Raw genomic sequence first — 21,782 nt, 5'->3', positions numbered from 1 at the left:
GGGCCGGGGTGCCTTCACGGGGCTTCTGCTCACGGGCCGGGCGTTCGCCACGGCCGTTGGTGGGCGCTTTTTCCTTGCCGCCTTTGTCTTTGCCCTTGTCGCGACGGCCACCGCCACCACCGCCGCCGTTCGGGCCATCGCCCTTCGGACCACGTGGGTTGCGTGGGTTACGCACGTCCGGACGCTCGCGCGCTTCAGGCTTTTCGGCCTCCACGGCGCTGGAGTCGAAGCCCATCAGGTCGCCGTCGGCGATTTTCTGCTTGGTCATGCGCTCGATGCTTTTCAGCAGTTTTTCTTCGTCCGGAGCGACCAGGGAAATGGCCTCGCCCGAACGACCGGCACGGCCGGTACGGCCGATACGGTGCACGTAATCTTCATCGACGTTCGGCAGCTCGAAGTTGACCACGTGTGGCAATTGGTCGATATCCAGGCCGCGTGCGGCGATATCGGTGGCGACCAGGATGCGTACGGTGCCGGCCTTGAAGTCGGCCAGGGCTTTGGTGCGCGCGTTCTGGCTCTTGTTGCCGTGGATGGCGACGGCGGTGAGGCCGTGCTTGTCCAGGTATTCGGCCAGACGGTTGGCGCCGTGCTTGGTGCGGGTAAACACCAGTACCTGTTCCCACGCGCCGTGGGTGATCAGGTGCGCGAGCAGCGAGCGCTTGTGGCTGGCGGCCAGACGGAACACGCGTTGCTCGATACGCTCGACCGTGGTGTTCGGCGGCGTGACTTCGATGCGTTCCGGGTTGTGCAGCAGCTTGCCGGCCAGGGCGGTGATGTCCTGGGAGAACGTTGCCGAGAACAGCAGGTTCTGACGTTTGGCCGGCAGGCGGGCGAGGACCTTTTTCACGTCATGGACAAAGCCCATGTCGAGCATGCGGTCGGCTTCGTCCAGCACGAGGATTTCCACGTGGGACAAGTCGACGCTGCCTTGGCCGCACAGGTCGAGCAAACGACCCGGGCAGGCGACCAGCACGTCAACACCACGGGACATGGCCTGAACCTGTGGGTTCATGCCGACGCCGCCGAAGATGCAGGCGCTGACGAACTTCAAGTCGCGGGCGTACAGCTTGAAGCTGTCGTGCACCTGGGCGGCGAGTTCGCGGGTTGGGGTCAGGACCAGTACGCGCGGTTGGCGCGGGCCGTGACGCTGGGATTTGTCCGGGTGACCGTTGGGGAACAACCGCTCCAGAATCGGGAGGGCGAAACCACCGGTTTTACCAGTACCTGTCTGCGCCGCAACCATCAGGTCGCGACCTTGCAACACGGCGGGAATGGCCCGCTGTTGCACCGGAGTAGGCTCGGTATAGCCCGCTGCCTCGATGGCGCGGACTAAAGCCTCGGAGAGACCGAGGGAAGCAAAGGACATGAGTAATCCTGTTTTAGTTAGGGCTTGGCCCAAAGGGATAATCTTGCCGGGCGTGAATGGCGCTTAGGGGAGCGCAACCCCGTCCGGTCCTGCTGCGTCTGGCGGGCACTCCACCGGCTCGCGCGGGCTGAAAGCTGCGCAGTAGCTGGGTTAGGTGCCTTTTTCAAGACCTCAGCGGCCGGGCGTGAGCCTGGCGGAAAGGCCGGAGTATAACAGAGCAATCACGGCGCGCCGCTTTCCTGCTGCTCAACGGTGTGTTCGAAGGCCGTTATTGCTTGGATTCCCCCATATTTGGCGCTTAAGGCCGCGTACGCAGGTTCTTGCTTGAAGCGCTTGAGCTCGGCGGCAAAGCGTTGCACCAGCAGGTCCATGCCGGCGCCCCGGCGCACAGCCAAAAATTGCGATTGGCGGCTGACCACCAGCGGCGCCTGGCTGACCTTGCCTTCCAGGCCCATGGCCTTGATCACATGCTGGCCGACGCGACGGTCGGTAATCACCAGGTCAATGCGGCCCAGCGACAGTTTGCCGAAGTTGGCCTCATGGCTGGGCGCCGGCTCGCGGTCGAACAGGGTGGATTCGCTGAAGGCCTCGCCATACAGATAGCCCGGCGACGTGCCGACCGTCAGCCCGCGCAGGTCATTGAGGGTCTGGGCCGGATGAGGGCGGTCGTTGGCATAGAACAGCACGAACTCGACAGCCGACAACGGTTCGCTGGGGTAAAGCAGCAAGGCGTCGCGCTCATGGCTGTGGAAAATATCCAGCGCGCCATCGGCGTGGCCTTGATCCAGCATGGCCAGGCAACGTTTCCAGGGCAGGAATTGCCACTCTACATCCACCCCCAGGCGTTGGAACACGATCATCGTGGTTTCGTAATCCAGGCCGCGCATGCTGCCGTTGTCTTCGTAGACATAAGGCGCCCAAGGCTCGGTGACAATGCGCAATTTCTCGCCGTAAGCGGTGAAGCTCAGGCAAGTAAAAAGCACAGTGGTCAACAGCTTGAGGATGACGGGCATACCCTGAGGTTACGATGCTCCTGCGCTAAAGAGAAGCTCTGGCACACGCATTCGCGGGCAAGTTGATGTGGCGCATTAAAAGCAAAAGGCCCTCGTATAAACGAGGGCCTCGGCATTACCAAGCCAGCCTTAGCGTGGCAGCTTGAGGTTGTTCCAGATCGCCAGGCTGGGTTCGGTCTGGTTCAGGGTGTAGAAGTGCAGCCCGGGTGCGCCACCTTGCAGCAATTGTTCACACATCTGCGTGATGACCTGCTCGCCGAACGCCTGGATGCTCTTGACGTCATCGCCATAAGCTTCCAGTTGCTTGCGCACCCAGCGTGGGATTTCAGCACCGCAGGCGTCGGAGAAACGCGCCAGCTTGCTGTAGTTGGTGATCGGCATGATGCCCGGCACGATAGGGATGTTCACACCCATGGCCCGTACACGCTCGACGAAGTAGAAGTAGCTGTCGGCGTTGAAGAAGTACTGAGTGATCGCGCTGTCGGCGCCGGCATTGGCCTTGCGCACGAAATTCTGCAGATCGTCTTCGAAATTACGCGCCTGTGGGTGCATCTCCGGGTAAGCCGCCACTTCGATATGGAAGTGATCGCCGCTTTCTTCACGGATGAAGCTCACCAGGTCATTGGCGTAGCGCAGCTCACCACTGGCCATGCCCATGCCGGATGGCAGGTCGCCACGCAGGGCGACGATGCGCTTGATGCCGGCTTGTTTGTATTGAGTCAGCAGGCTGCGCAGGTCGGCCTTGCTGTCGCCCACGCACGACAAGTGCGGAGCGGCGGGAACTTTGACTTCACTTTCGAGCTGCAGCACGGTGTTGATCGTGCGGTCACGGGTCGAGCCGCCGGCGCCGTAGGTGCAGGAGAAGAAGTCGGGGTTGTAGCTGGCCAACTGCTTGGCAGTCGCCATCAGTTTTTCATGCCCAGCATCGGTCTTGGTCGGGAAAAACTCGAAGCTGTAGCGACGGTCTTGGGACATGGTTAACACCCTTGGAAACTCATAAAACCGCAAGTCATGCACCGATTTAATGTGGGAGCGAGCAAGCCCGCTCCCACAAAAGCCCGCTCTCACAGAGAGAGCAGGCAGCAGGCATATCAGTAACGGTAAGCGTGCGGCTTGAACGGACCTTCGACGGTCACGCCGATGTAGTCGGCCTGGGTCTTGGTCAGTTGAGTCACCACGCCGCCGAAGCCGCGGACCATTTCCAGGGCCACTTCTTCGTCGAGTTTCTTCGGCAGTACTTCCACGGTCAGACGCTCGGCTTTCTGGGCTGGCGACAAGTCGGCGTACTTCTGGCCGAACAGGAAGATCTGTGCCAGGACCTGGTTGGCGAACGAGCCATCCATGATGCGGCTTGGGTGGCCGGTGGCGTTGCCCAGGTTAACCAGGCGGCCTTCAGCCAGCAGGATCAGGTAGTCGTCGTTCTGCGGGTCGAAATCGCCAGCGCCGGTACGGTGAACCTTGTGTACCTGCGGCTTCACTTCTTCCCATGCCCAGTTCTTGCGCATGAAAGCGGTGTCGATTTCATTGTCGAAGTGACCGATGTTGCAGACCACGGCGCGCTTCTTCAGGGCTTTGAGCATGTTTGCGTCGCAAACATTCACGTTACCGGTGGTGGTCACGATCAGGTCGATCTTGCCCAGCAGGGCTTTGTCGATGCTCGCTTCGGTGCCGTCGTTCTGGCCGTTGATGAACGGCGAAACCACTTCGAAGCCGTCCATGCAGGCTTGCATGGCGCAGATCGGGTCAACTTCGGAGACTTTAACGATCATGCCTTCCTGACGCAGGGACTGGGACGAACCCTTGCCCACGTCACCGTAGCCGATCACCAGGGCTTGCTTGCCCGACAGCAGGTGGTCGGTGCCGCGCTTGATGGCATCGTTGAGGCTGTGACGGCAGCCGTACTTGTTGTCGTTCTTGCTCTTGGTCACCGAGTCGTTGACGTTGATGGCCGGGATTTTCAGCTCGCCCTTGGCCAGCATGTCCAGCAGGCGGTGTACGCCGGTGGTGGTTTCTTCGGTCACGCCGTGAACACGGTCAAGGATCTGCGGGTACTTCTTGTGCAGCAGCTCGGTCAGGTCGCCGCCGTCGTCGAGGATCATGTTGGCGTCCCATGGCTTGCCATCTTTGAGGATGGTTTGCTCCAGGCACCACTCGTACTCTTCTTCGGTTTCGCCTTTCCAGGCGTAAACCGCGATGCCGGCAGCCGCGATAGCAGCAGCGGCCTGGTCTTGAGTCGAGAAAATGTTGCAGGACGACCAGCGTACTTCGGCACCCAGGGCAACCAGGGTTTCGATCAGCACGGCAGTCTGAATGGTCATGTGGATGCAGCCGAGGATCTTCGCGCCTTTGAGCGGCTGCTCAGCGGCGTACTTGCGGCGCAGACCCATCAGGGCTGGCATTTCGGATTCGGCGATAAAGGTTTCGCGACGGCCCCAGGCAGCGAGGGACATGTCGGCGACTTTGTAGTCGGTAAAACCTGCAGGCGTGATTACAGCGCTCATGAAGAGCCTCCATTCGTAGTGTGCGAATGGGCGCCGTTGTGCGTTTAGTATCCAGCTGGCTAACCAGGCCGGACAACGCCCCATCCGAGCCTGACAGGTTGAACCTGCTGCAGCGCCCCTCGGACAGGTGGCGGGAGAACGGTATCAATCGAAGATGACCGTTTTGAAGCGGTGGCGATTATAGCCGTGTGCGCGGCACTTCCCAAGCCTTTCTGTCGGCCGCATGCAGATCGTGCATGGGCGTGATAGGCAATGGCGCATAGAGCTTGGGCGCGGGCTCTGCCATGATGTTGCCCATCATTTCGCAAGACGCTTTGGAGTGACCATGAACTTCCACACCCGCAAATGGGTAAAACCCGAAGACCTCAACCCCAACGGCACCCTGTTCGGCGGCAGCCTGCTGCGCTGGATCGACGAAGAAGCGGCGATCTACGCGATTGTTCAATTGGGCAATCAGCGCGTGGTGACCAAGTACATCTCCGAAATCAACTTCGTCAGCGCCTCGCGTCAGGGCGACATCATCGAATTGGGCATCACCGCCACCGAGTTCGGCCGCACCTCCATCACCCTGACCTGTGAAGTGCGCAACAAGATCACCCGCAAGAGCATCCTCACGGTGGAGAAAATGGTCTTCGTCAACCTGGGCGAAGACGGTTTGCCGGCACCGCACGGGCGTACTGAAATCAAGTATGTGAAAGACCAGTTTCAGGATGAGTAACTGCACGGCCTGCGTCGGCGGGCATTGAACGCTCGCGAATGAAGACGGGTCGTACCTGAACCGCATCCCCTTGTTCAGGTAAACCATGGCCACGCAAACAGACGGCAAAACCCCCAACCTGTCGCAGGAAGAGCAACAGGACGTCGACGACAACCAACCGCCCCGCGCGGCGGTTCTGCACGAAATAATCCGCACCCAGGGCGACCAGGAACTGGAGCGCAATGTTGCTGCGTTGTGGTGGTCGGCATTGGCGGCGGGCCTGACCATGGGCCTGTCGCTGATGGGCATGGGGTTGCTCAACTCGCGCCTGCCGGATGGCGAAGGTTTCAAGGTGATCGCCAGCTTTGGTTATTGCGCGGGCTTTCTTGCGGTCATCCTCGCGCGCCAGCAATTGTTCACCGAAAACACCCTGACCGCCGTGCTGCCGGTAATGAGCAAGCCGACGCTGGCCAATGCCGGCCGCCTGTTGCGGTTATGGACGGTGGTGCTGGTGGGCAACCTGTGCGGCACCTTGCTGGTGGCCTACGTGATGCTGCACCTGCCGATCTTCGACACCAAGACCGACATGGCCTTCCTCGAAATCGGCCGCAAGGTCATGGAAAACGACCCCGGTCAGATGTTCGCCAAAGGCATTATTTCCGGCTGGATGATCGCCACCATGGTGTGGATGATCCCGTCCATGGAAAGCGCGAAGATGTTCATCATTATCCTGATCACCTACCTCATGGCGCTGGGGGACTTCACCCACATCGTCGTCGGCTCGGCGGAAGTGTCGTACCTGGTGTTTGCCGGCGAGCTGCCGTGGAAGGACTTCTGGCTGGTGTTCGCCGGGCCGACCCTGGCGGGCAATATCATCGGCGGCAGTTTTATTTTTGCGCTGATCAGCCATGCGCAGATTCGCAGTGAGAGCAGCTTGCCGGGCAAGGCTGCTGCGGACCCCAGACATCCGCAGCAGATCAAAAAGGATCAGTGAACCTCGGGCGTGGCCTGGGGCTCACCCTTGGTCACGTGCTTGACCAGCTTGCCGATGCTCAAACCCTGCAACAGGATCGACGACAGCACCACGATGTAGGTGATGCTCAGCAGCAAGTCGCGTTCCGGGCCAAGCGGCAGGGCCAGCGCCAGTGCGACCGAGACGCCGCCGCGCAAACCACCCCAGGTGAGAATGCGGATAGTGCCGCGTGGCACCGTGCGCCAGCGGCGCAGCAACAGGATCGCCGGGGCCACGGTCAGCAGGCGTGAGGCCAGGATCGCCACGGCCAGCAAGCTGGCGGCCAGTACGTGCAACCAGTTGAACGGCAACAGCAGCAGCTCCATGCCGATCAGGGCAAACAGCAGGGCGTTGAGCATGTCATCGAGCAACTCCCAGAAACCGTCGAGGTAGCGGCGGGTCATGTCGTTCATCGCGAGCTTGCGCCCCAGGTTGCCGATAATCAGCCCGGCCACCACCATCGCAATCGGCGCCGAGACGTGCAGTTCGGTCGCCATTGCCGAACCGCCGATCACCAGCGCCAGGGTCAGCATCACTTCGATCTGGTGCTGCTCGATGCTCTTGATCATCAGGTACACCAGGTAGCCGATCAGCCCGCCGAACACCACGCCACCGATCGCTTCATGGGCGAACAGCATGGCCGTGGCGCCGACGGTGGGTGTTTCGCCCAGCTGTGCGATGCCCAGCAGTACGGTAAACACCACCACCGCCGTGCCGTCGTTGAACAGCGATTCGCCGACGATGGTGGTTTTCAGTGGTTTGGAGGCGTTGGCGGTTCGCAGCACGCCCAACACTGCAATCGGGTCGGTGGGTGAGATCAGCGCGCCGAACAGCAGGCAGTAGAGGAAGCTGACGTGCCAGCCGAACAGGGCAAAGATGTAATACGCCAGGCTGCCGATGACCACGGTGGCGATCAATACGCCGAAGGTCGCCAGCAGCCCGATGGGCCAGCGATAGCTGCGCAGGTCGTTGAGGTTGACGTGCAAGGCGCCGGCGAACAGCAGGAACGACAGCATCCAGTTCATCAGCAAGTCGCCGAAGTCGATCTGGCCGATCAACTGCTGGATACGCTCTTCCAATCCTGGATAGCCGATAAGGCTCAAGCCTTGCAGAATCAGGGAAAACAGCAGGGCCGTGACCATCACGCCGATGGTGGGCGGCAGGCCGATAAATCGGTAGTTCACATAGGTGAGCAGCGTGGTAAGGCAAATAAAGGCGGCGACAAGTTCAAGCATCCGAGGTCCTTGGAAGTGAGGGAAGGTCGTTATTGCTGGGATGGACCGCAACAGCAACAGGATGTTTCAAGGCACCGGCTAAAAGCGCGATAGAACCTTTCGGCGCGCTTCGGTTCATAGCCGGTGAGTGCGATTTTGCAGTGATAGTGCTAAAACTCTAATTTCTATTTAAAACAAAAAAAGGAATCCTTCATGACGGCCGCTTTCTGGTGTGTGTTGATCGCAATATTCCTGCCTTACCTGTGCACGGGGGTGGCCAAGTTCAGCGGCGGCAAGTTCGGCCCGCGGCATAACCACGACCCGCGCGCTTTCCTGGACACCGTCGAAGGCCTTGCCAAGCGCGCCCACAACGCCCAACTCAACAGCTTTGAAGTGACGCCTGCGTTTGCCGCGGCAGTGATCATCGCGCACCTGGCCGGTACGGCGTCGCTGGTGACCATCAATGTGCTGGCGGTGCTGTTTATCACCAGTCGGCTGCTGTACATCATTTGCTACCTGGCCGACTGGGCGTTGCTGCGTTCGCTGGTGTGGGCGGTAGGGATGGCGTTGATTGCGAGTTTCTTCTTTGTGTCGATCTAGAGGTATTACGCACATTCAATAGGGTAGCGGGCTTGTTGTGGCGAGCGGGCTTGCCCCGCGTTGGGCTGCGAAGCAGCCCTAAAACAGGCACTGAGCTCTTTCTGAAAGAACTCGTTGCTCTTATTGGGGCCGCTGCGCAGCCCAACGCGGGGCAAGCCCGCTCGCCACATATGCCTCCACGCAAGCCAGCTCCCACATGTGATCTTCTGCGTTATTCAAGAACCGGCTGGCGCATCCGGCACGTGGGGCAACGCCGCGCCCTTGGGCCACAGCATCCAGATCTGCCCCTGCTGCTTCATATTCCCCGCCAACTCACCCGCCGCGTCACCGGTGCCCCAGAACAAGTCTGCACGCACTTCGCCAGTGATCGCTCCGCCCGTGTCTTGGGCTGCCACGGGTCGGGCAATCGGTGAGCCGTCAGGCTTAGTGGTCGACAGCCACAACAGGCTGCCCAGCGGAATCACCTTGCGATCCACCGCCACGCTGTAACCCGCCGTCAGCGGCACATTCAGTGAACCACGCGGGCCTTCGTTGCTGTCCGGGCGGGCGCTGAAGAACACGTAGCTGGGGTTGCTCGCCAACAATTGCGGAATACGCTGCGGGTTGGCCTTGGCCCAGGCGCTGATGGCGCCCATGGTCACGTCCTCTTTTTTCAGCTCGCCTTGTTCCACCAGCCAGCGGCCGATCGGGCGGTACGGGTAGCCATTCTGGTCACCATAACCGACGCGCAGTTGGCGCCCACCGGCCATTTGAATACGCCCCGAGCCCTGGATCTGCAGGAACTGCAGGTCCATGGGGTTGGTCAGCCAGGCAATGGGTTTGGCGGTGGAGCCCTGGCCGTTGATGGTGCTGGCATCGTCATACGGCTTGAGCACGCGGCCCTCGAGGCGGCCGCGCAGGCGCTTGCCCTTGAGTTCCGGGTAGATGCTTTCCAGGTTGACGATGATCAAGTCATCCGGCACGCCGTACACCGGCACATGGGCGGTGGCGGTTTCGGTCAGGCTGCCGGGGTAGACCGGCTCGTAGTAGCCGGTGATCAGGCCATTGGGTGTGTTGTCGGCCGAGCGCAGACCGAACACATCCAGGCGCTCCTTGAGAAAACCGCGCACGGCCACGGCATCGCCCGGTACGGTGGCGGCGGCAGCACAGGTCGCGCCCCATACCGGATCAGCCTTGAGGCGCTGACAGGCACTGCGCCAGGATTCAAACCCGGCCAGCAGGTCGCTGTCGGACACCGCCGGCAGCGCTTCCCACGGTGCACTGACATAAGTGGCAACGGCATGGGGCTTGGGCGCTTCATCTTTTTTGCCGGCGTCTTTGCCGCCATCACAACCGGCCAGCAGCGCAACCATCGGCAGAGCCCACACCATTCGGCGACTCCAGCGTTTCAAGGTGACATTCATACACGTAATTCCTGAAGCGGTTGCCTGCGCCGCAGCGCATTTGGGCAACCCTTATTATTAATAGGGCTATTGGTCTTTGCGGGCGGGGCGAGGATACTGGCCGCCGTTTCCCGTGACCCTGAAGCCATCATGACTTTTAAAAAACTGACCGTGGTATTGCTGGCCTGCCTGACTTTGTCCGCCTGCGGCGGTGTCGACCCGAATTCGCCGCTGGGCCAACGCAAGGCCATCTTCAAGCAGATGCTCAAGACCGGCGAAGACTTGGGCGGCATGCTGCGTGGGCGTATCCCGTTCGACGGCGCGAAGTTCGCCGAAGGCGCGGTCAAGCTCGATGCGTTGTCCCACGAACCGTGGAAGCATTTCCCGAGCGTGCGTGAGGAAGATCACACCAGCGCCAAGGACACGGTGTGGCAACAGCAGGCACGTTTCCAGGAGCTGGCCCGAAACCTTGAAGCGGCCACCGGTGAATTGGTGATCGCAAGCCAGGTGCAGCCCTACAAGGCCAGCAACCTGGGGCCTGCGGTGCAGAAAGTCGAAGATGCCTGCACGGCTTGCCATAAACAGTTTCGCGACCACTGACCGGTTTTACTTGTCGAGCTCGTCGACAGCTTCCTGCAGTTCTTTGCGTGACTGAGCCAGCTTGTCTTTGCGTTTGTTGATTTTCTCGGCATCGCCTTTTTTCATCGCCTTGTCGAGGTCGGCCTGACGGCGGCTGACCTCGTGCTTGGCGTCGAGCACCTTGTTTTCGCGTTCTTTGCGCAGGGACGCATCGGTGCAGTGGGTGGTGACTTCGCTGAGGGCTTTTTCCAGGCCGGCCTGTTGCTCGCTGTTGCCATGGGCCTTGGCTTGTTCGATTTGTGCGCTGATGGCCTGGCGCTTGGCGGCGCAGCCGGTGAGTTCCGGCACTTCTTCGGCGGCCAGCAGCGGCATGCTCGCCCAGGTTACGGTGGTCAACAAGGCAAGTGGGGCTAGAAATTTCATGTGGGGCTCCAAGGTCGCAGTTGGATGGCAGGGTGAATTCTGCCGGGTTAAAAGTGGCTGGGCTGGGCTTAAAACCCGTCAATCCCTGCCACGCGTAATGTTTCAGCTAACGCTTGTACGTGTGGGTCGCGAAAAAAAGCGCTCAGTTGCGCCGCGCGGCCCGGGCCAATGCCATCGGTGGCCAGCCAGGCTTGCGTGTCTTTGGCGGCCAGGGCCTGCCAGCCGCCCTCCAGATCGTTGCGCGCCGAAGGCGGTACGCCCAGGGCTTTGAGCCATTGTGCAAAGGGCCGTTGCCGCGCGCTTTGCAGGCTGTCGAGCACTCGGGCCCGGCGGCGATCACCGAAGCCGTCAATGTTAGCAAGCTCTGCCGCATCCAGGGTTAACCAATCGAGAATGCCTGCGATTAGACCGGCCTGAATCAATGCGTTCCAGGTTTCCCGGCCCATATAGGGCAGGGCCAGGCCCTGATTGCTGCTCAGCCAGGTCAGGCGCGCGAGCAATTGCTCCTCGCAACCGGGGTCCAGTTGCCAGCAACTCAACGCGTGGAAGTTGCGCGCATCCGGCACCTGCACCGCCACCCTGGTCTCGTTGCGCAGGATCACCTGCTCCAACCGCGGAATCACTTGGCCGGCAAGGCTGATGGAAACTTGATCGCCGGGGCGGATGTCCAGCGCATGCCAGTGCTTCAAGGAGCCGACGCTGACACGACGGATTTGCCGGTCGTCCAGCCGCACCGACTCCAGTTCCAGAATGGGCGTGATACGCCCCGTGCGGCCGATCTTGAACTGTACCTTGCGCACCAGCGCCAAAGCCCTGGTTACCGGGTACTTCCACGCGACCGCCCAATACGGCGCGCCGACCTGCCAGCGCTTGGCGGGTGCGTGCAGGGCCTGGTGCAACACCACGCCATCGCTGGCAAAGGGCAGCGGATGGTTGTACCAGTAACTGCGCCAATGCGCGGCTTCAGTGAGGTTTTGCACGGGGTGGCTGTAGCGACGGCTGTCGGTGAAGCCCCAGCGCGCGAGGGTGGCCAGCCGCGTGCTGAAGTCTGCCGGGCCTTCGGGCCAGGCCCAGACGAATAGCCCGATCCTGGAAGCCTCGGCCTCACTTAACTGTCGGCGATTCATCAGCCCGGCCACTTTGCTGCGCGCACTGAGCCCGCCGTGTTCGGACTGCACATGATCGTCAAGGCGCCAATAGAGTTCGCCTTGCAGCACCAGGTCGATGGGTTCGGGCAGTTGCTGGACAATGCCCTGGATCTTGCGCGCAGCGGCTGTCCAATCCTGACCGAGCAGGCCGTCGCCACGGCTGATGAGTCGGCTCAGGCGGCCTTTGCGATACACCAGCGTCACCGCAACGCCGTCGACCTTGGGCTGCACCCAGACGTCCTGGCGTGTCTTGAGCCACTCACCGACGGCCTCTTCATCCACCAGCTTTTCCAGGCCGGTATGAGCGATCGGATGGGGCTGTGTACCACGCGCACCTGCCAGCGGGTTGTCCGCCGTCGACTGTGTTGGCGCAAAACACGCCTGCCACTGCGCCAGGCGTTGTCGGGCCTGGTCGTACAGTTCGTCGCTGACCGGAGACTGACCGAGCCGGTGGTAACTGTCATCCCACAGCTTGATCTGTTCGGCCAGGGTGCCGACCTGTGAGCGTGCCTCTTCGGGGCATTCCTCGGCCCAGGCCAGAAATGACAGGGCGCTGAGTACAAGGGCAATCAGTAAACGCATCATGAGCATCCTTGCTCGGAAAGGACGCCCAGCCTAAGTGATCCCGGCGGGCACAAAAAAGCCCCGGCAGGGCGGGGCTTTTTACCGGGTGTTTCCAGCTACCTGAACAGGCCGCCCAATGCTTTCACCGCTTGGTACTTTTCCATCGTGGCGTCCTGTGTTTGCTGCTTGGCATCGACCTTGGCCTGGGGCTCCGCGAGTTTGTTACAGCCTTTGTTGAGCTGCGCCTGTGCCGGTTTAGGGGCCTGGATGCTCAGCAGGTCAACATGCAAAGGTCATTGCGCAGGCCATAAAAAGCCCCGCCGGGCGAACCTGGCGGGGCTTTTGGTGCAACGCGTGCTTACAGGCCGGCGGCTGTGCGCAAGTCGTTGGCGCGGTCGGTTTTTTCCCAGGTGAAAGTGGTGAAGGTGTCGTCGCCGACAGTCTTCTGTGCAGGGGTGCGACCGAAGTGGCCGTAGGCTGCGGTGTCCTGGTACATCGGGTGCAGCAGGTCGAGCATGGTGGTGATGGCGTACGGGCGCAGGTCGAAGATCTCACGCACCAGCTTGACGATTTTGTCATCGCTGATCTTGCCGGTGCCGAAGGTGTTCAGCGAGATCGACGTAGGCTGGGCCACACCGATCGCGTAGGAAACCTGAATCTCGCAACGCTCGGCCAGGCCGGCCGCGACGATGTTCTTGGCCACGTAACGACCGGCGTAGGCCGCCGAACGGTCAACCTTGGAGGGGTCTTTACCCGAGAACGCGCCACCGCCGTGACGGGCCATGCCGCCGTAGCTGTCGACGATGATCTTGCGGCCGGTCAGGCCACAGTCGCCCACCGGGCCGCCGATGATGAACTGGCCGGTCGGGTTGATGTGGAACTGGGTGTCTTTGGTCAGCAGTTCGGCAGGCAGCACGTGCTTGACGATCAGCTCCATCACGCCTTCGCGCAGGTCGGCGTAGGACACGTCCGGGTTGTGCTGGGTCGACAGTACAACGGCGTCGATACCCACCACTTTGCCGCCTTCGTAACGGCAGGTGACCTGGGACTTGGCGTCCGGGCGCAGCCACGGCAGCACGCCGGATTTACGTGCTTCGGCCTGGCGCTGCACAAGCTGGTGCGAGAAGGTGATCGGTGCTGGCATCAGCACGTCGGTTTCGTTGCTGGCGTAGCCGAACATCAGGCCCTGGTCGCCGGCGCCCTGATCTTCAGGCTTGGCGCGGTCCACACCCTGGTTGATGTCGGGGGACTGCTTGCCGATGATGTTCATCACGCCGCAGGTCGCGCCGTCGAAGCCGACGTCGGAGCTGTTGTAGCCAATGTCGGTGATCACGTCACGAACGATCTGCTCCAGGTCGACCCAGGCCGTGGTGGTGACTTCACCGGCGATGATTGCCACGCCCGTTTTCACCAGAGTCTCGCACGCCACACGGGCGAACTTGTCTTCAGCAATGATGGCGTCCAGCACCGCGTCAGAAATCTGGTCGGCGATTTTGTCCGGATGCCCTTCAGACACGGACTCGGAGGTGAAAAGGGAGTATTCGCTCATCTCGATGTTTTCCTGATATTTACCGATGGTGAGTGTCGCCAGTCGGTCGCTGAAAGTGGCGGACCTGGATCTGGAAACCATTACGTAAACCTACATAGAGGCTTTCCCCGGGAACGAGTCCCGCAGCGGTGGCCCAACGGGCCAGATCGTCCTGTTCAAAACCCAACCAGAGATCACCGCAGGCCTCCTTGGCCCAATTCTGGTTGTGGCTGCATAAATCTGTGACCAGCAGGCTGCCGCCCGGTTGCAGCAAATTCGCCATCTGCTTGAGGGCTTCGGCGGGGGCGGCAAAGTGGTGCAAGACCATGTTCAGCACCACGCAGTCGGCCCGCAGGCTGGTGTCATTCAACGCGTCGGCCAGCTGCAGGCTGACGTTGCCCAGCGCTTCGCGTTCGCACAGCTGGCGCGCCAGCTCAAGCATTGCCGGGCTGTTGTCCAGCGCCGTCACCTGCTTGAAGCGGCGTGCCAGTTCCGGCAAGAAGCCACCGTCGCCGGGGCCGACTTCCAGCGCCGTCGCCTCATCACTGAAGCTCAGCTTGTCCAACAGCGCCAGTACGCTTTCGCGGTATTGGGGCAAACCGGCGATCAGGTCCTGTTGGGCGCGAAACTTCTCGGCTACCCGTGAGAAAAAGTCCTGGCTGGCGGCGGCGCGTTGCCCGTGGACCTGGCTGATGCGCGACTGCACGTCGCTGGGCAAGCCCAAACTGTCTACCTCGTCGAGCAGGGCGGCGTGCAACTTGCCGCCGAGCAACTCGGTGTGGGGCAGGGCGCGACGATAAAAAATCGCATTGCCTTCTCGGCGTGTGGCGACCAGCTCGGCCTGGGCCAGCACCTTAAGGTGGTGGCTCATGCCGGATTGGCCGATGGCAAAGATCTGCGCCAGTTCCAGCACGCCAAAAGAGTCGTTGGCCAGTGCGCGCAGCACGTTCAGGCGCAACGGATCACCGGCGGCCTTGCATAAGGCAGCCAGCTCATCGCTGTCGTCGGGACGCAAGGAAGGCACGGGTAGGTTCATAAGGCCAGCAGTCTAGTGACGGGTGGAAATCCTCGCAAGGCCAATATCAAAAAGTTTTGATATTGGTCGATAATCGGTCGTTATAAGCCGCCGCTATAACCTTCAGGCGAAGCGGTGGGCCGTTTCTGCAAGCCAATGCCGGGCAAACCGCAGGAAAAACACCTTCAAGTGACTATCTGTCATTGCCCGCAGGCGGTGGCTGAGGGAAAATGCCGGTCCTTTTTTCCGTTTCTTCTATTCAAACCCCAGGAGATCAGCGATGCCCAGCCGTCGTGAGCGTGCCAACGCCATTCGTGCCCTCAGCATGGATGCCGTGCAAAAAGCCAACAGCGGCCATCCCGGTGCCCCGATGGGCATGGCGGATATCGCCGAGGTACTTTGGCGTGACTACCTGAAACACAACCCGAGCAACCCGTCGTTCGCCGACCGTGACCGCTTCGTGCTGTCCAACGGCCACGGTTCGATGCTGATCTACTCGCTGCTGCACCTGACCGGCTACGACGTCACCATCGATGACCTCAAGAGCTTCCGCCAGCTGCACAGCCGCACGCCGGGCCACCCGGAATTCGGTTACACCCCGGGCGTCGAAACCACCACCGGTCCGCTGGGTCAAGGCCTGGCCAACGCCGTGGGCTTCGCTCTGGCTGAAAAAGTATTGGGCGCGCAGTTCAACCGCCCTGGCCACGACATCGTCGACCACCACACCTATGTGTTCCTGGGTGATGGCTGCATGATGGAAGGCATTTCCCACGAAGTCGCGTCCCTGGCCGGCACTCTGGGCCTGGGCAAGCTGATTGCTTTCTACGATGACAACGGCATCTCCATCGACGGCGAAGTCGAAGGCTGGTTCACCGACGACACGCCAAAGCGTTTCGAAGCCTACAACTGGCAAGTGATCCGCAACGTTGACGGCCACGATCCGGAAGAGATCAAGACCGCCATCGACACCGCCCGCAAGAGCGAGCAGCCGACCCTGATCTGCTGCAAGACCATCATCGGTTTCGGCTCGCCGAACAAGCAAGGTAAAGAAGACTGCCACGGCGCCCCATTGGGTGACGCGGAAATCGCCCTGGCTCGCGAAGCGCTGAAGTGGAACCACGGCCCGTTCGAAATCCCGGCGGACATCTACGCCGAGTGGAGCGCCAAGGAAAAAGGCCTGGCCGCCGAAGCCGAGTGGGACCAGCGTTTTGCTGCCTACTCCGCCGAATTCCCGGAATTGGCCAACGAGCTGGTACGCCGCCTGGCCGGTGACCTGCCTGCCGACTTCTCGGAAAAAGCCTCGGCCTACATCGCCGAAGTCGCGGCCAAGGGCGAGACCATCGCCAGCCGTAAAGCCAGCCAGAACACCCTGAACGCCTTTGGCCCATTGCTGCCTGAGATCCTCGGCGGTTCGGCTGACCTGGCCGGTTCCAACCTGACCCTGTGGAAAGGTTGCAAAGGTGTTTCGGCCGAAGACGCCAGCGGCAACTACATGTACTACGGTGTGCGCGAGTTCGGCATGAGCGCCATCATGAACGGCGTGTCCCTGCACGGTGGCCTGGTGCCTTACGGCGCGACCTTCCTGATGTTCATGGAATACGCGCGTAACGCCGTACGTATGGCCGCGCTGATGAAGAAGCGCGTGATCCACGTGTACACCCACGACTCCATCGGCCTGGGCGAAGACGGCCCGACGCACCAGCCGGTCGAGCAACTGACCAGCCTGCGTACCACGCCGAACCTCGATTGCTGGCGCCCGGCCGACGCGGTGGAATCCGCGGTGGCCTGGAAGCACGCGATCGAGCGCAAGGACGGCCCTTCGGCGCTGATCTTCTCGCGTCAGAACCTGCAACACCAGGTGCGTACCGACGCGCAGATCGCCAACATCAGCCGTGGCGGTTATGTGCTCAAGGACTGCATCGGCGAGCCGGAGCTGATCCTGATCTCCACCGGTTCCGAAGTCGGCCTGACGGTTCAAGCCTACGACAAGCTGACTGCCCAGGGCCGCAACGTGCGCGTGGTGTCCATGCCGTGCACCAGCCTGTTCGAAGCCCAGGACGCGGACTACAAGCAATCGGTTCTGCCGTTGCAGGTCAGCGCGCGTATCGCCATCGAAGCGGCGCACGCCGACTACTGGTACAAGTACGTGGGCCTGGAAGGCCGCGTGATCGGCATGACCACCTACGGTGAGTCGGCGCCGGCGCCAGCCTTGTTCGAAGAGTTCGGTTTCACCCTGGAAAACATCCTGGGTCAGGCTGAAGAGCTGCTGGAAGACTAAGGCTGTAGATTGAGGTGGCTGTGCCGGCCTCTTCGCGAGCAAGCCCGCTCCCACATTTGACCGGGTTCACACAGTTGCAATTGTGAACCCATTCAAGTGTGGGAGCGGGCTTGCTCGCGAAAGCGGTCTAACCGCCACCCCATTACCCAAGGTAATCGAGAACCCCATGCCTCAACCGCGTCCCTACAAAGTTGCACTCAACGGCTACGGCCGCATTGGTCGTTGCGTCTTGCGTGCGCTGTTCGAGCGAGGGGCGGCGGCCGGGTTTGAAATTGTGGCGATCAACGATTTGGCCGACATGGCCAGCATCGAATACCTGACACGCTTTGACTCCACCCACGGCCGCTTCCCCGGCGAAGTGAGGGTTGAGGGCGATTGTCTGCATATTAACGGCGCCTGCGTGAAGGTCTTGCGCAGTGCCACCCCCGAAGGCATCGACTGGAAAGCACTGGGCGTTGACCTGGTGCTGGAATGTTCCGGTGTCTATCACACCCGTGCCGACGGCCAGCGTTTTCTCGACGCCGGCGCGCCGCGTGTGCTGTTTTCCCAGCCGATGGCCAGCGAGGCGGATGTCGACGCCACCGTCGTCTACGGCATCAACCAGGATTGCCTGACCGGCAATGAGCTGCTGGTGTCCAACGCCTCCTGCACCACCAACTGCAGCGTGCCGCTGTTGCGCCTGCTGGATCAGGCGATTGGCCTGGATTACGTGTCTATCACCACCATTCACTCGGCGATGAACGACCAACCGGTGATCGACGCCTATCATCATGAAGACCTGCGCCGCACGCGCTCGGCGTTCCAGTCAGTGATTCCGGTGTCTACCGGCCTGGCCCGTGGCATCGAGCGACTGTTGCCGGAACTTGCCGGGCGAATCCAGGCCAAAGCCGTACGGGTGCCGACGGTGAACGTGTCCTGTCTGGACATCACCATGCAAACCGTCAGCGACACTGACGCGACGGAGGTCAACCGGATCCTGCGCGACGCCGCCACCAGCGGCCCGCTCAAGGGCCTGCTGGCCTACACCGAGTTGCCGCACGCCAGTTGTGATTTCAACCATGACCCGCATTCGGCGATTGTCGATGCCAGCCAGACCCGCGTTTCCGGCCCCAGGCTGGTGAACATCCTGGCGTGGTTCGACAACGAATGGGGCTTTGCCAACCGCATGTTGGATGTTGCAGGGCACTATCTGCACATCGCCACTAAACAACCTCAACAGTAATTCAGGAACTGCGACCCATGACCGTGTTGAAGATGACCGACCTCGATCTGCAAGGTAAGCGCGTACTGATTCGCGAAGACCTCAACGTCCCAGTCAAGGACGGTGTTGTCACCAGCGATGCGCGAATCCTGGCCTCGCTGCCGACCATCAAGCTGGCCCTGGAAAAAGGCGCGGCCGTGATGGTCTGCTCCCACCTGGGTCGCCCGACCGAAGGTGAGTTCAGCGCCGAAAACAGCCTCAAGCCTGTAGCCGACTACCTGAGCAAGGCCCTGGGCCGTGACGTGCCGCTGGTAGCCGACTACCTGGGCGGCGTTGACCTCAAGCCTGGCGACATCGTGCTGTTCGAAAACGTGCGCTTTAATAAAGGCGAGAAAAAGAACAGCGACGAGCTGGCCCAGCAATACGCGGCCCTGTGCGACGTGTTCGTGATGGACGCTTTCGGCACCGCGCACCGCGCCGAAGGCTCGACTCACGGCGTGGCCAAGTTTGCCAAAGTCGCCGCTGCTGGCCCGTTGCTGGCCGCTGAACTGGATGCGCTGGGCAAGGCCCTGGGCGCACCGGCCCAACCGATGGCGGCCATTGTTGCCGGCTCCAAAGTGTCCACCAAGCTGGACGTGCTCAACAGCCTCAGCACCATCTGCAATCAGCTGATTGTCGGCGGCGGCATCGCCAACACCTTCCTCGCCGCAGCCGGGCACCCGGTGGGCAAATCGCTGTATGAGCCGGACCTGCTCGACACCGCCCGCGCCATCGCCGCCAAAGTCAGCGTGCCGCTGCCGGTGGACGTGGTGGTTGCCAAGGAATTCGCCGAAAGCGCCGAAGCCACCGTCAAGCTGATTGCTGACGTGGCGGCTGACGACATGATCCTGGATATCGGCCCACAAACGGCGGCTAACTTCGCGCAACTGCTGAAAGCCTCCCAGACCATTCTGTGGAACGGCCCGGTCGGTGTGTTTGAGTTCGACCAGTTCGGCAACGGCACCAAAGTGCTGGCCAAGGCGATTGCCGACAGCTCGGCATTCTCCATCGCCGGCGGCGGTGACACCCTGGCCGCCATCGATAAATATGGCGTTGCTGACCAGATCTCCTACATTTCTACCGGTGGTGGCGCATTCCTCGAATTCGTCGAAGGCAAAGTGCTGCCGGCCGTTGAAGTGCTGGAAACCCGAGCCAAAGGTTAAGGCTCGTGATCCGGAAAAGGAGCATTCCCATGATCAAGTCGTTGGCACTGGTGATCGCAGCGGGCCTGTTGGCCGGCTGCGGCAGCACGCCAAGCGCTGCGCCCGAGGCGCAAGCGCCTGGGGCGGCGCCGAAAAAAAGCTGCTACCAGGCCGACTGGCAAGCCGAAACCATGCCGGTGATCAACAAGCGCATCGGCAATGAACGGCTGGAACAATACGACGCCGCGCCCAACGGTCAGGAACAGGGTTGCCCATGACGGGTCTGATCAACTAACCGACAGCAGTGGCGGCCCTTGGGGCCGTCGTTCGAGGAGTGGCAATGAAAGGCGTTTTCGCCCTGGCAGCCCTGGCCTTGTTGGCCGGTTGCAGCAGCATGAACATGTTCAACAAGGCGGCTGAGCCGGCAGACAAGTGGACCACCTGGACCTGCGACAGCAAGGCCGAGGTCAACTGGCGCTTTGCCAACCCGGCCCGTTCTGAAGTGGATGTACGCCTCGGCGGTGCGGACCAGGTTTATCGCCTCAAGCAAGAGGTCGCCGCCTCGGGCGTGCTGTACAGCGACGGCCAACTGGCGTTTCACACAAAAGGTGAGGAAGGCCTGGTTTACTGGGTCGCCACCGATGATTTGATTGGGCGCGGCTGTAAGGCTCAGTAAGAACACGATCTCGAAATACATGAGATCAAAATGTGGGAGCTGGGTTGCTCGCGAAAGCGGTGGTTCAGCTGACGAATTCGGTGACTGGTACACCGCATTCGCGAGCAAGCCCGCTCCCACAGTAGAGCCGGTTCCAAATCGAAATGAATGCGAACCGGACACTGCAATAACGATTCAGCAGCTCAAGCTTAACCCCTTGATCTGCAATAACTTGAATAGCAGCCGCCGCTACGGCAGGCTTGCACGATTAACGACCCTCGACCGGGAGAGACAACACAATGGCACTTATCAGCATGCGTCAAATGCTGGACCACGCAGCCGAGTTCGGCTACGGCGTCCCAGCCTTTAACGTCAACAACCTTGAGCAGATGCGCGCCATCATGGAAGCCGCTGACAAGACCGACTCCCCCGTGATCGTCCAGGCTTCGGCCGGTGCGCGCAAATACGCCGGCGCCCCGTTCCTGCGTCACCTGATCCTCGCCGCGATCGAAGAATTCCCGCACATCCCGGTGTGCATGCACCAGGACCACGGCACCAGCCCTGACGTGTGCCAGCGCTCCATCCAACTGGGCTTCAGCTCGGTAATGATGGACGGCTCCCTGGGCGAAGACGGCAAGACCCCGACCGACTACGAGTACAACGTACGCGTCACCCAACAAACCGTGGCCATGGCTCACGCCTGTGGTGTGTCGGTTGAAGGCGAGCTGGGCTGCCTGGGTTCCCTGGAAACCGGTATGGCCGGTGAAGAAGACGGCATCGGCGCCGAAGGCGTGCTGGATCACAGCCAGATGCTGACTGACCCGGAAGAAGCCGCTGACTTCGTGAAAAAGACCCAAGTGGACGCCCTGGCCATCGCCATCGGCACCAGCCACGGCGCCTACAAGTTCACCAAGCCACCTACCGGCGACGTGCTGGCCATCGACCGCATCAAGGAAATCCACAAGCGCATCCCTAACACCCACCTGGTGATGCACGGCTCTTCCTCGGTACCGCAAGAGTGGCTGGCGATCATCAACCAGTACGGCGGCGACATCAAAGAAACCTACGGCGTGCCGGTTGAAGAAATCGTCGAAGGCATCAAGTATGGCGTGCGTAAGGTCAACATCGACACCGACCTGCGTTTGGCGTCCACCGGCGCAATGCGTCGCCTGATGGCCACCAACCCGAGCGAATTTGACCCACGTAAGTTCTTCGGCGCCACCGTAACGGCCATGCGTGATGTGTGTATCGCGCGTTACGAAGCCTTTGGCACTGCCGGTAATGCTTCGAAGATCAAACCGATCTCGTTGGAAGCCATGTACCAGCGTTACCTGAAAGGTGAGTTGAACGCCAAGGTGAACTGAGCCTTAAGCGTTTAAAAAGAAGCCCGCAGCGATGCGGGCTTTTTTGTGGCCGCGCGTTGCA

Annotated in this window: 20 protein-coding genes and 1 riboswitch; of the genes, 10 read left to right on the top strand and 10 right to left on the bottom strand. The window is 61.2% G+C overall.

The window, feature by feature from the left end; translation table 11 throughout:
• From BFP92_RS10825 to ahcY, 4 genes are all read right to left on the bottom strand, one after another.
• The coding region (locus BFP92_RS10825) for an RNA helicase RhlE2 (protein WP_065929485.1) at positions 1–1,366 on the bottom strand (1,366 nt) is incomplete at its 3' end.
• Between the two features lie 221 nt (positions 1,367–1,587).
• Positions 1,588–2,379 carry a substrate-binding periplasmic protein gene (locus BFP92_RS10820; protein ID WP_065929484.1) on the bottom strand — a complete coding sequence of 264 codons (792 nt, stop codon included), beginning with the start codon at positions 2,377–2,379 and terminating at the stop codon, positions 1,588–1,590.
• 129 nt (positions 2,380–2,508) lie between these two features.
• Positions 2,509–3,354 (bottom strand): methylenetetrahydrofolate reductase [NAD(P)H], encoded by an 846-nt coding sequence (gene metF, locus BFP92_RS10815; RefSeq protein ID WP_017139413.1) that lies wholly within the window; start codon positions 3,352–3,354, stop codon positions 2,509–2,511.
• 116 nt (positions 3,355–3,470) lie between these two features.
• Positions 3,471–4,880, bottom strand: a complete 1,410-nt coding sequence (gene ahcY, locus BFP92_RS10810; protein WP_056857730.1) for an adenosylhomocysteinase — start codon at positions 4,878–4,880, stop codon at positions 3,471–3,473.
• Positions 4,881–4,901: 21 nt separating this feature from the next.
• Positions 4,902–5,007: riboswitch (S-adenosyl-L-homocysteine riboswitch) on the bottom strand.
• Between the two features lie 198 nt (positions 5,008–5,205).
• Between ahcY and BFP92_RS10805 the strand changes: the two genes are divergently transcribed.
• Positions 5,206–5,598, top strand: a complete 393-nt coding sequence (locus tag BFP92_RS10805) for an acyl-CoA thioesterase (protein WP_016977737.1) — start codon at positions 5,206–5,208, stop codon at positions 5,596–5,598.
• Between the two features lie 85 nt (positions 5,599–5,683).
• On the top strand, positions 5,684–6,571 hold the full coding sequence (locus BFP92_RS10800; protein WP_065929483.1) for a formate/nitrite transporter family protein: 888 nt from the start codon (positions 5,684–5,686) through the stop codon (positions 6,569–6,571).
• On the opposite strand, the gene BFP92_RS10795 is transcribed toward BFP92_RS10800, so the two are convergent.
• Positions 6,565–7,824, bottom strand: a complete 1,260-nt coding sequence (locus BFP92_RS10795; RefSeq protein ID WP_065929482.1) for a cation:proton antiporter — start codon at positions 7,822–7,824, stop codon at positions 6,565–6,567. The genes BFP92_RS10800 and BFP92_RS10795 overlap by 7 nt on opposite strands.
• A gap of 192 nt (positions 7,825–8,016) precedes the next feature.
• On the opposite strand from BFP92_RS10795, the gene BFP92_RS10790 reads away from it, so the two are divergent.
• Positions 8,017–8,403: an MAPEG family protein gene (locus tag BFP92_RS10790; protein WP_065929481.1), complete on the top strand. Its 387-nt coding sequence runs from the start codon at positions 8,017–8,019 to the stop codon at positions 8,401–8,403.
• A 215-nt stretch (positions 8,404–8,618) separates the two neighbouring features.
• On the opposite strand, the gene BFP92_RS10785 is transcribed toward BFP92_RS10790, so the two are convergent.
• Positions 8,619–9,806 (bottom strand): murein transglycosylase A, encoded by a 1,188-nt coding sequence (locus BFP92_RS10785; protein ID WP_065929480.1) that lies wholly within the window; start codon positions 9,804–9,806, stop codon positions 8,619–8,621.
• A gap of 129 nt (positions 9,807–9,935) precedes the next feature.
• Here BFP92_RS10785 and BFP92_RS10780 point away from each other — a divergent pair, with 129 nt between their 5' ends.
• Complete coding sequence (locus tag BFP92_RS10780; RefSeq protein ID WP_056857735.1) at positions 9,936–10,385, top strand: c-type cytochrome; 450 nt, start codon at positions 9,936–9,938, stop codon at positions 10,383–10,385.
• A gap of 6 nt (positions 10,386–10,391) precedes the next feature.
• Here the strand turns inward: BFP92_RS10780 and BFP92_RS10775 are convergent, their stop codons facing one another.
• The 4 genes from BFP92_RS10775 to BFP92_RS10760 form a co-directional block, all read right to left on the bottom strand.
• Positions 10,392–10,787 (bottom strand): DUF1090 domain-containing protein, encoded by a 396-nt coding sequence (locus BFP92_RS10775; protein WP_065929479.1) that lies wholly within the window; start codon positions 10,785–10,787, stop codon positions 10,392–10,394.
• A 68-nt stretch (positions 10,788–10,855) separates the two neighbouring features.
• Positions 10,856–12,520: an NAD-dependent DNA ligase LigB gene (gene ligB, locus BFP92_RS10770; RefSeq protein WP_065929478.1), complete on the bottom strand. Its 1,665-nt coding sequence runs from the start codon at positions 12,518–12,520 to the stop codon at positions 10,856–10,858.
• A gap of 337 nt (positions 12,521–12,857) precedes the next feature.
• On the bottom strand, positions 12,858–14,048 hold the full coding sequence (gene metK, locus BFP92_RS10765; protein WP_056857738.1) for a methionine adenosyltransferase: 1,191 nt from the start codon (positions 14,046–14,048) through the stop codon (positions 12,858–12,860).
• Positions 14,049–14,067: 19 nt separating this feature from the next.
• Positions 14,068–15,063: an ArsR/SmtB family transcription factor gene (locus BFP92_RS10760; protein ID WP_065929477.1), complete on the bottom strand. Its 996-nt coding sequence runs from the start codon at positions 15,061–15,063 to the stop codon at positions 14,068–14,070.
• Between the two features lie 259 nt (positions 15,064–15,322).
• On the opposite strand from BFP92_RS10760, the gene tkt reads away from it, so the two are divergent.
• The 6 genes from tkt to fba all read left to right on the top strand — a co-directional run bounded on the left by tkt (position 15,323) and on the right by fba (position 21,721).
• Positions 15,323–17,320, top strand: a complete 1,998-nt coding sequence (tkt, locus tag BFP92_RS10755) for a transketolase (RefSeq protein ID WP_065929476.1) — start codon at positions 15,323–15,325, stop codon at positions 17,318–17,320.
• A 166-nt stretch (positions 17,321–17,486) separates the two neighbouring features.
• Positions 17,487–18,542 carry an erythrose-4-phosphate dehydrogenase gene (epd, locus tag BFP92_RS10750; protein ID WP_065929475.1) on the top strand — a complete coding sequence of 352 codons (1,056 nt, stop codon included), beginning with the start codon at positions 17,487–17,489 and terminating at the stop codon, positions 18,540–18,542.
• Positions 18,543–18,559: 17 nt separating this feature from the next.
• Positions 18,560–19,723, top strand: coding sequence for a phosphoglycerate kinase (locus BFP92_RS10745; protein ID WP_065929474.1), 1,164 nt, complete (start codon positions 18,560–18,562; stop codon positions 19,721–19,723).
• A gap of 29 nt (positions 19,724–19,752) precedes the next feature.
• On the top strand, positions 19,753–19,980 hold the full coding sequence (locus BFP92_RS10740; protein WP_056857743.1) for a hypothetical protein: 228 nt from the start codon (positions 19,753–19,755) through the stop codon (positions 19,978–19,980).
• Between the two features lie 62 nt (positions 19,981–20,042).
• Entirely contained in the window at positions 20,043–20,378 is a 336-nt protein-coding gene (locus tag BFP92_RS10735; protein ID WP_056857744.1) for an MliC family protein, read from the top strand.
• 278 nt (positions 20,379–20,656) lie between these two features.
• Complete coding sequence (gene fba, locus BFP92_RS10730; RefSeq protein WP_003177554.1) at positions 20,657–21,721, top strand: class II fructose-bisphosphate aldolase; 1,065 nt, start codon at positions 20,657–20,659, stop codon at positions 21,719–21,721.
• Positions 21,722–21,782 lie beyond the last annotated feature (61 nt).

The organism is Pseudomonas sp. 58 R 3 (genome assembly GCF_900006605.1).
Lineage (GTDB): Bacteria > Pseudomonadota > Gammaproteobacteria > Pseudomonadales > Pseudomonadaceae > Aquipseudomonas > Aquipseudomonas salomonii.
This window is presented reverse-complemented; position numbering and strand designations above follow the sequence as displayed.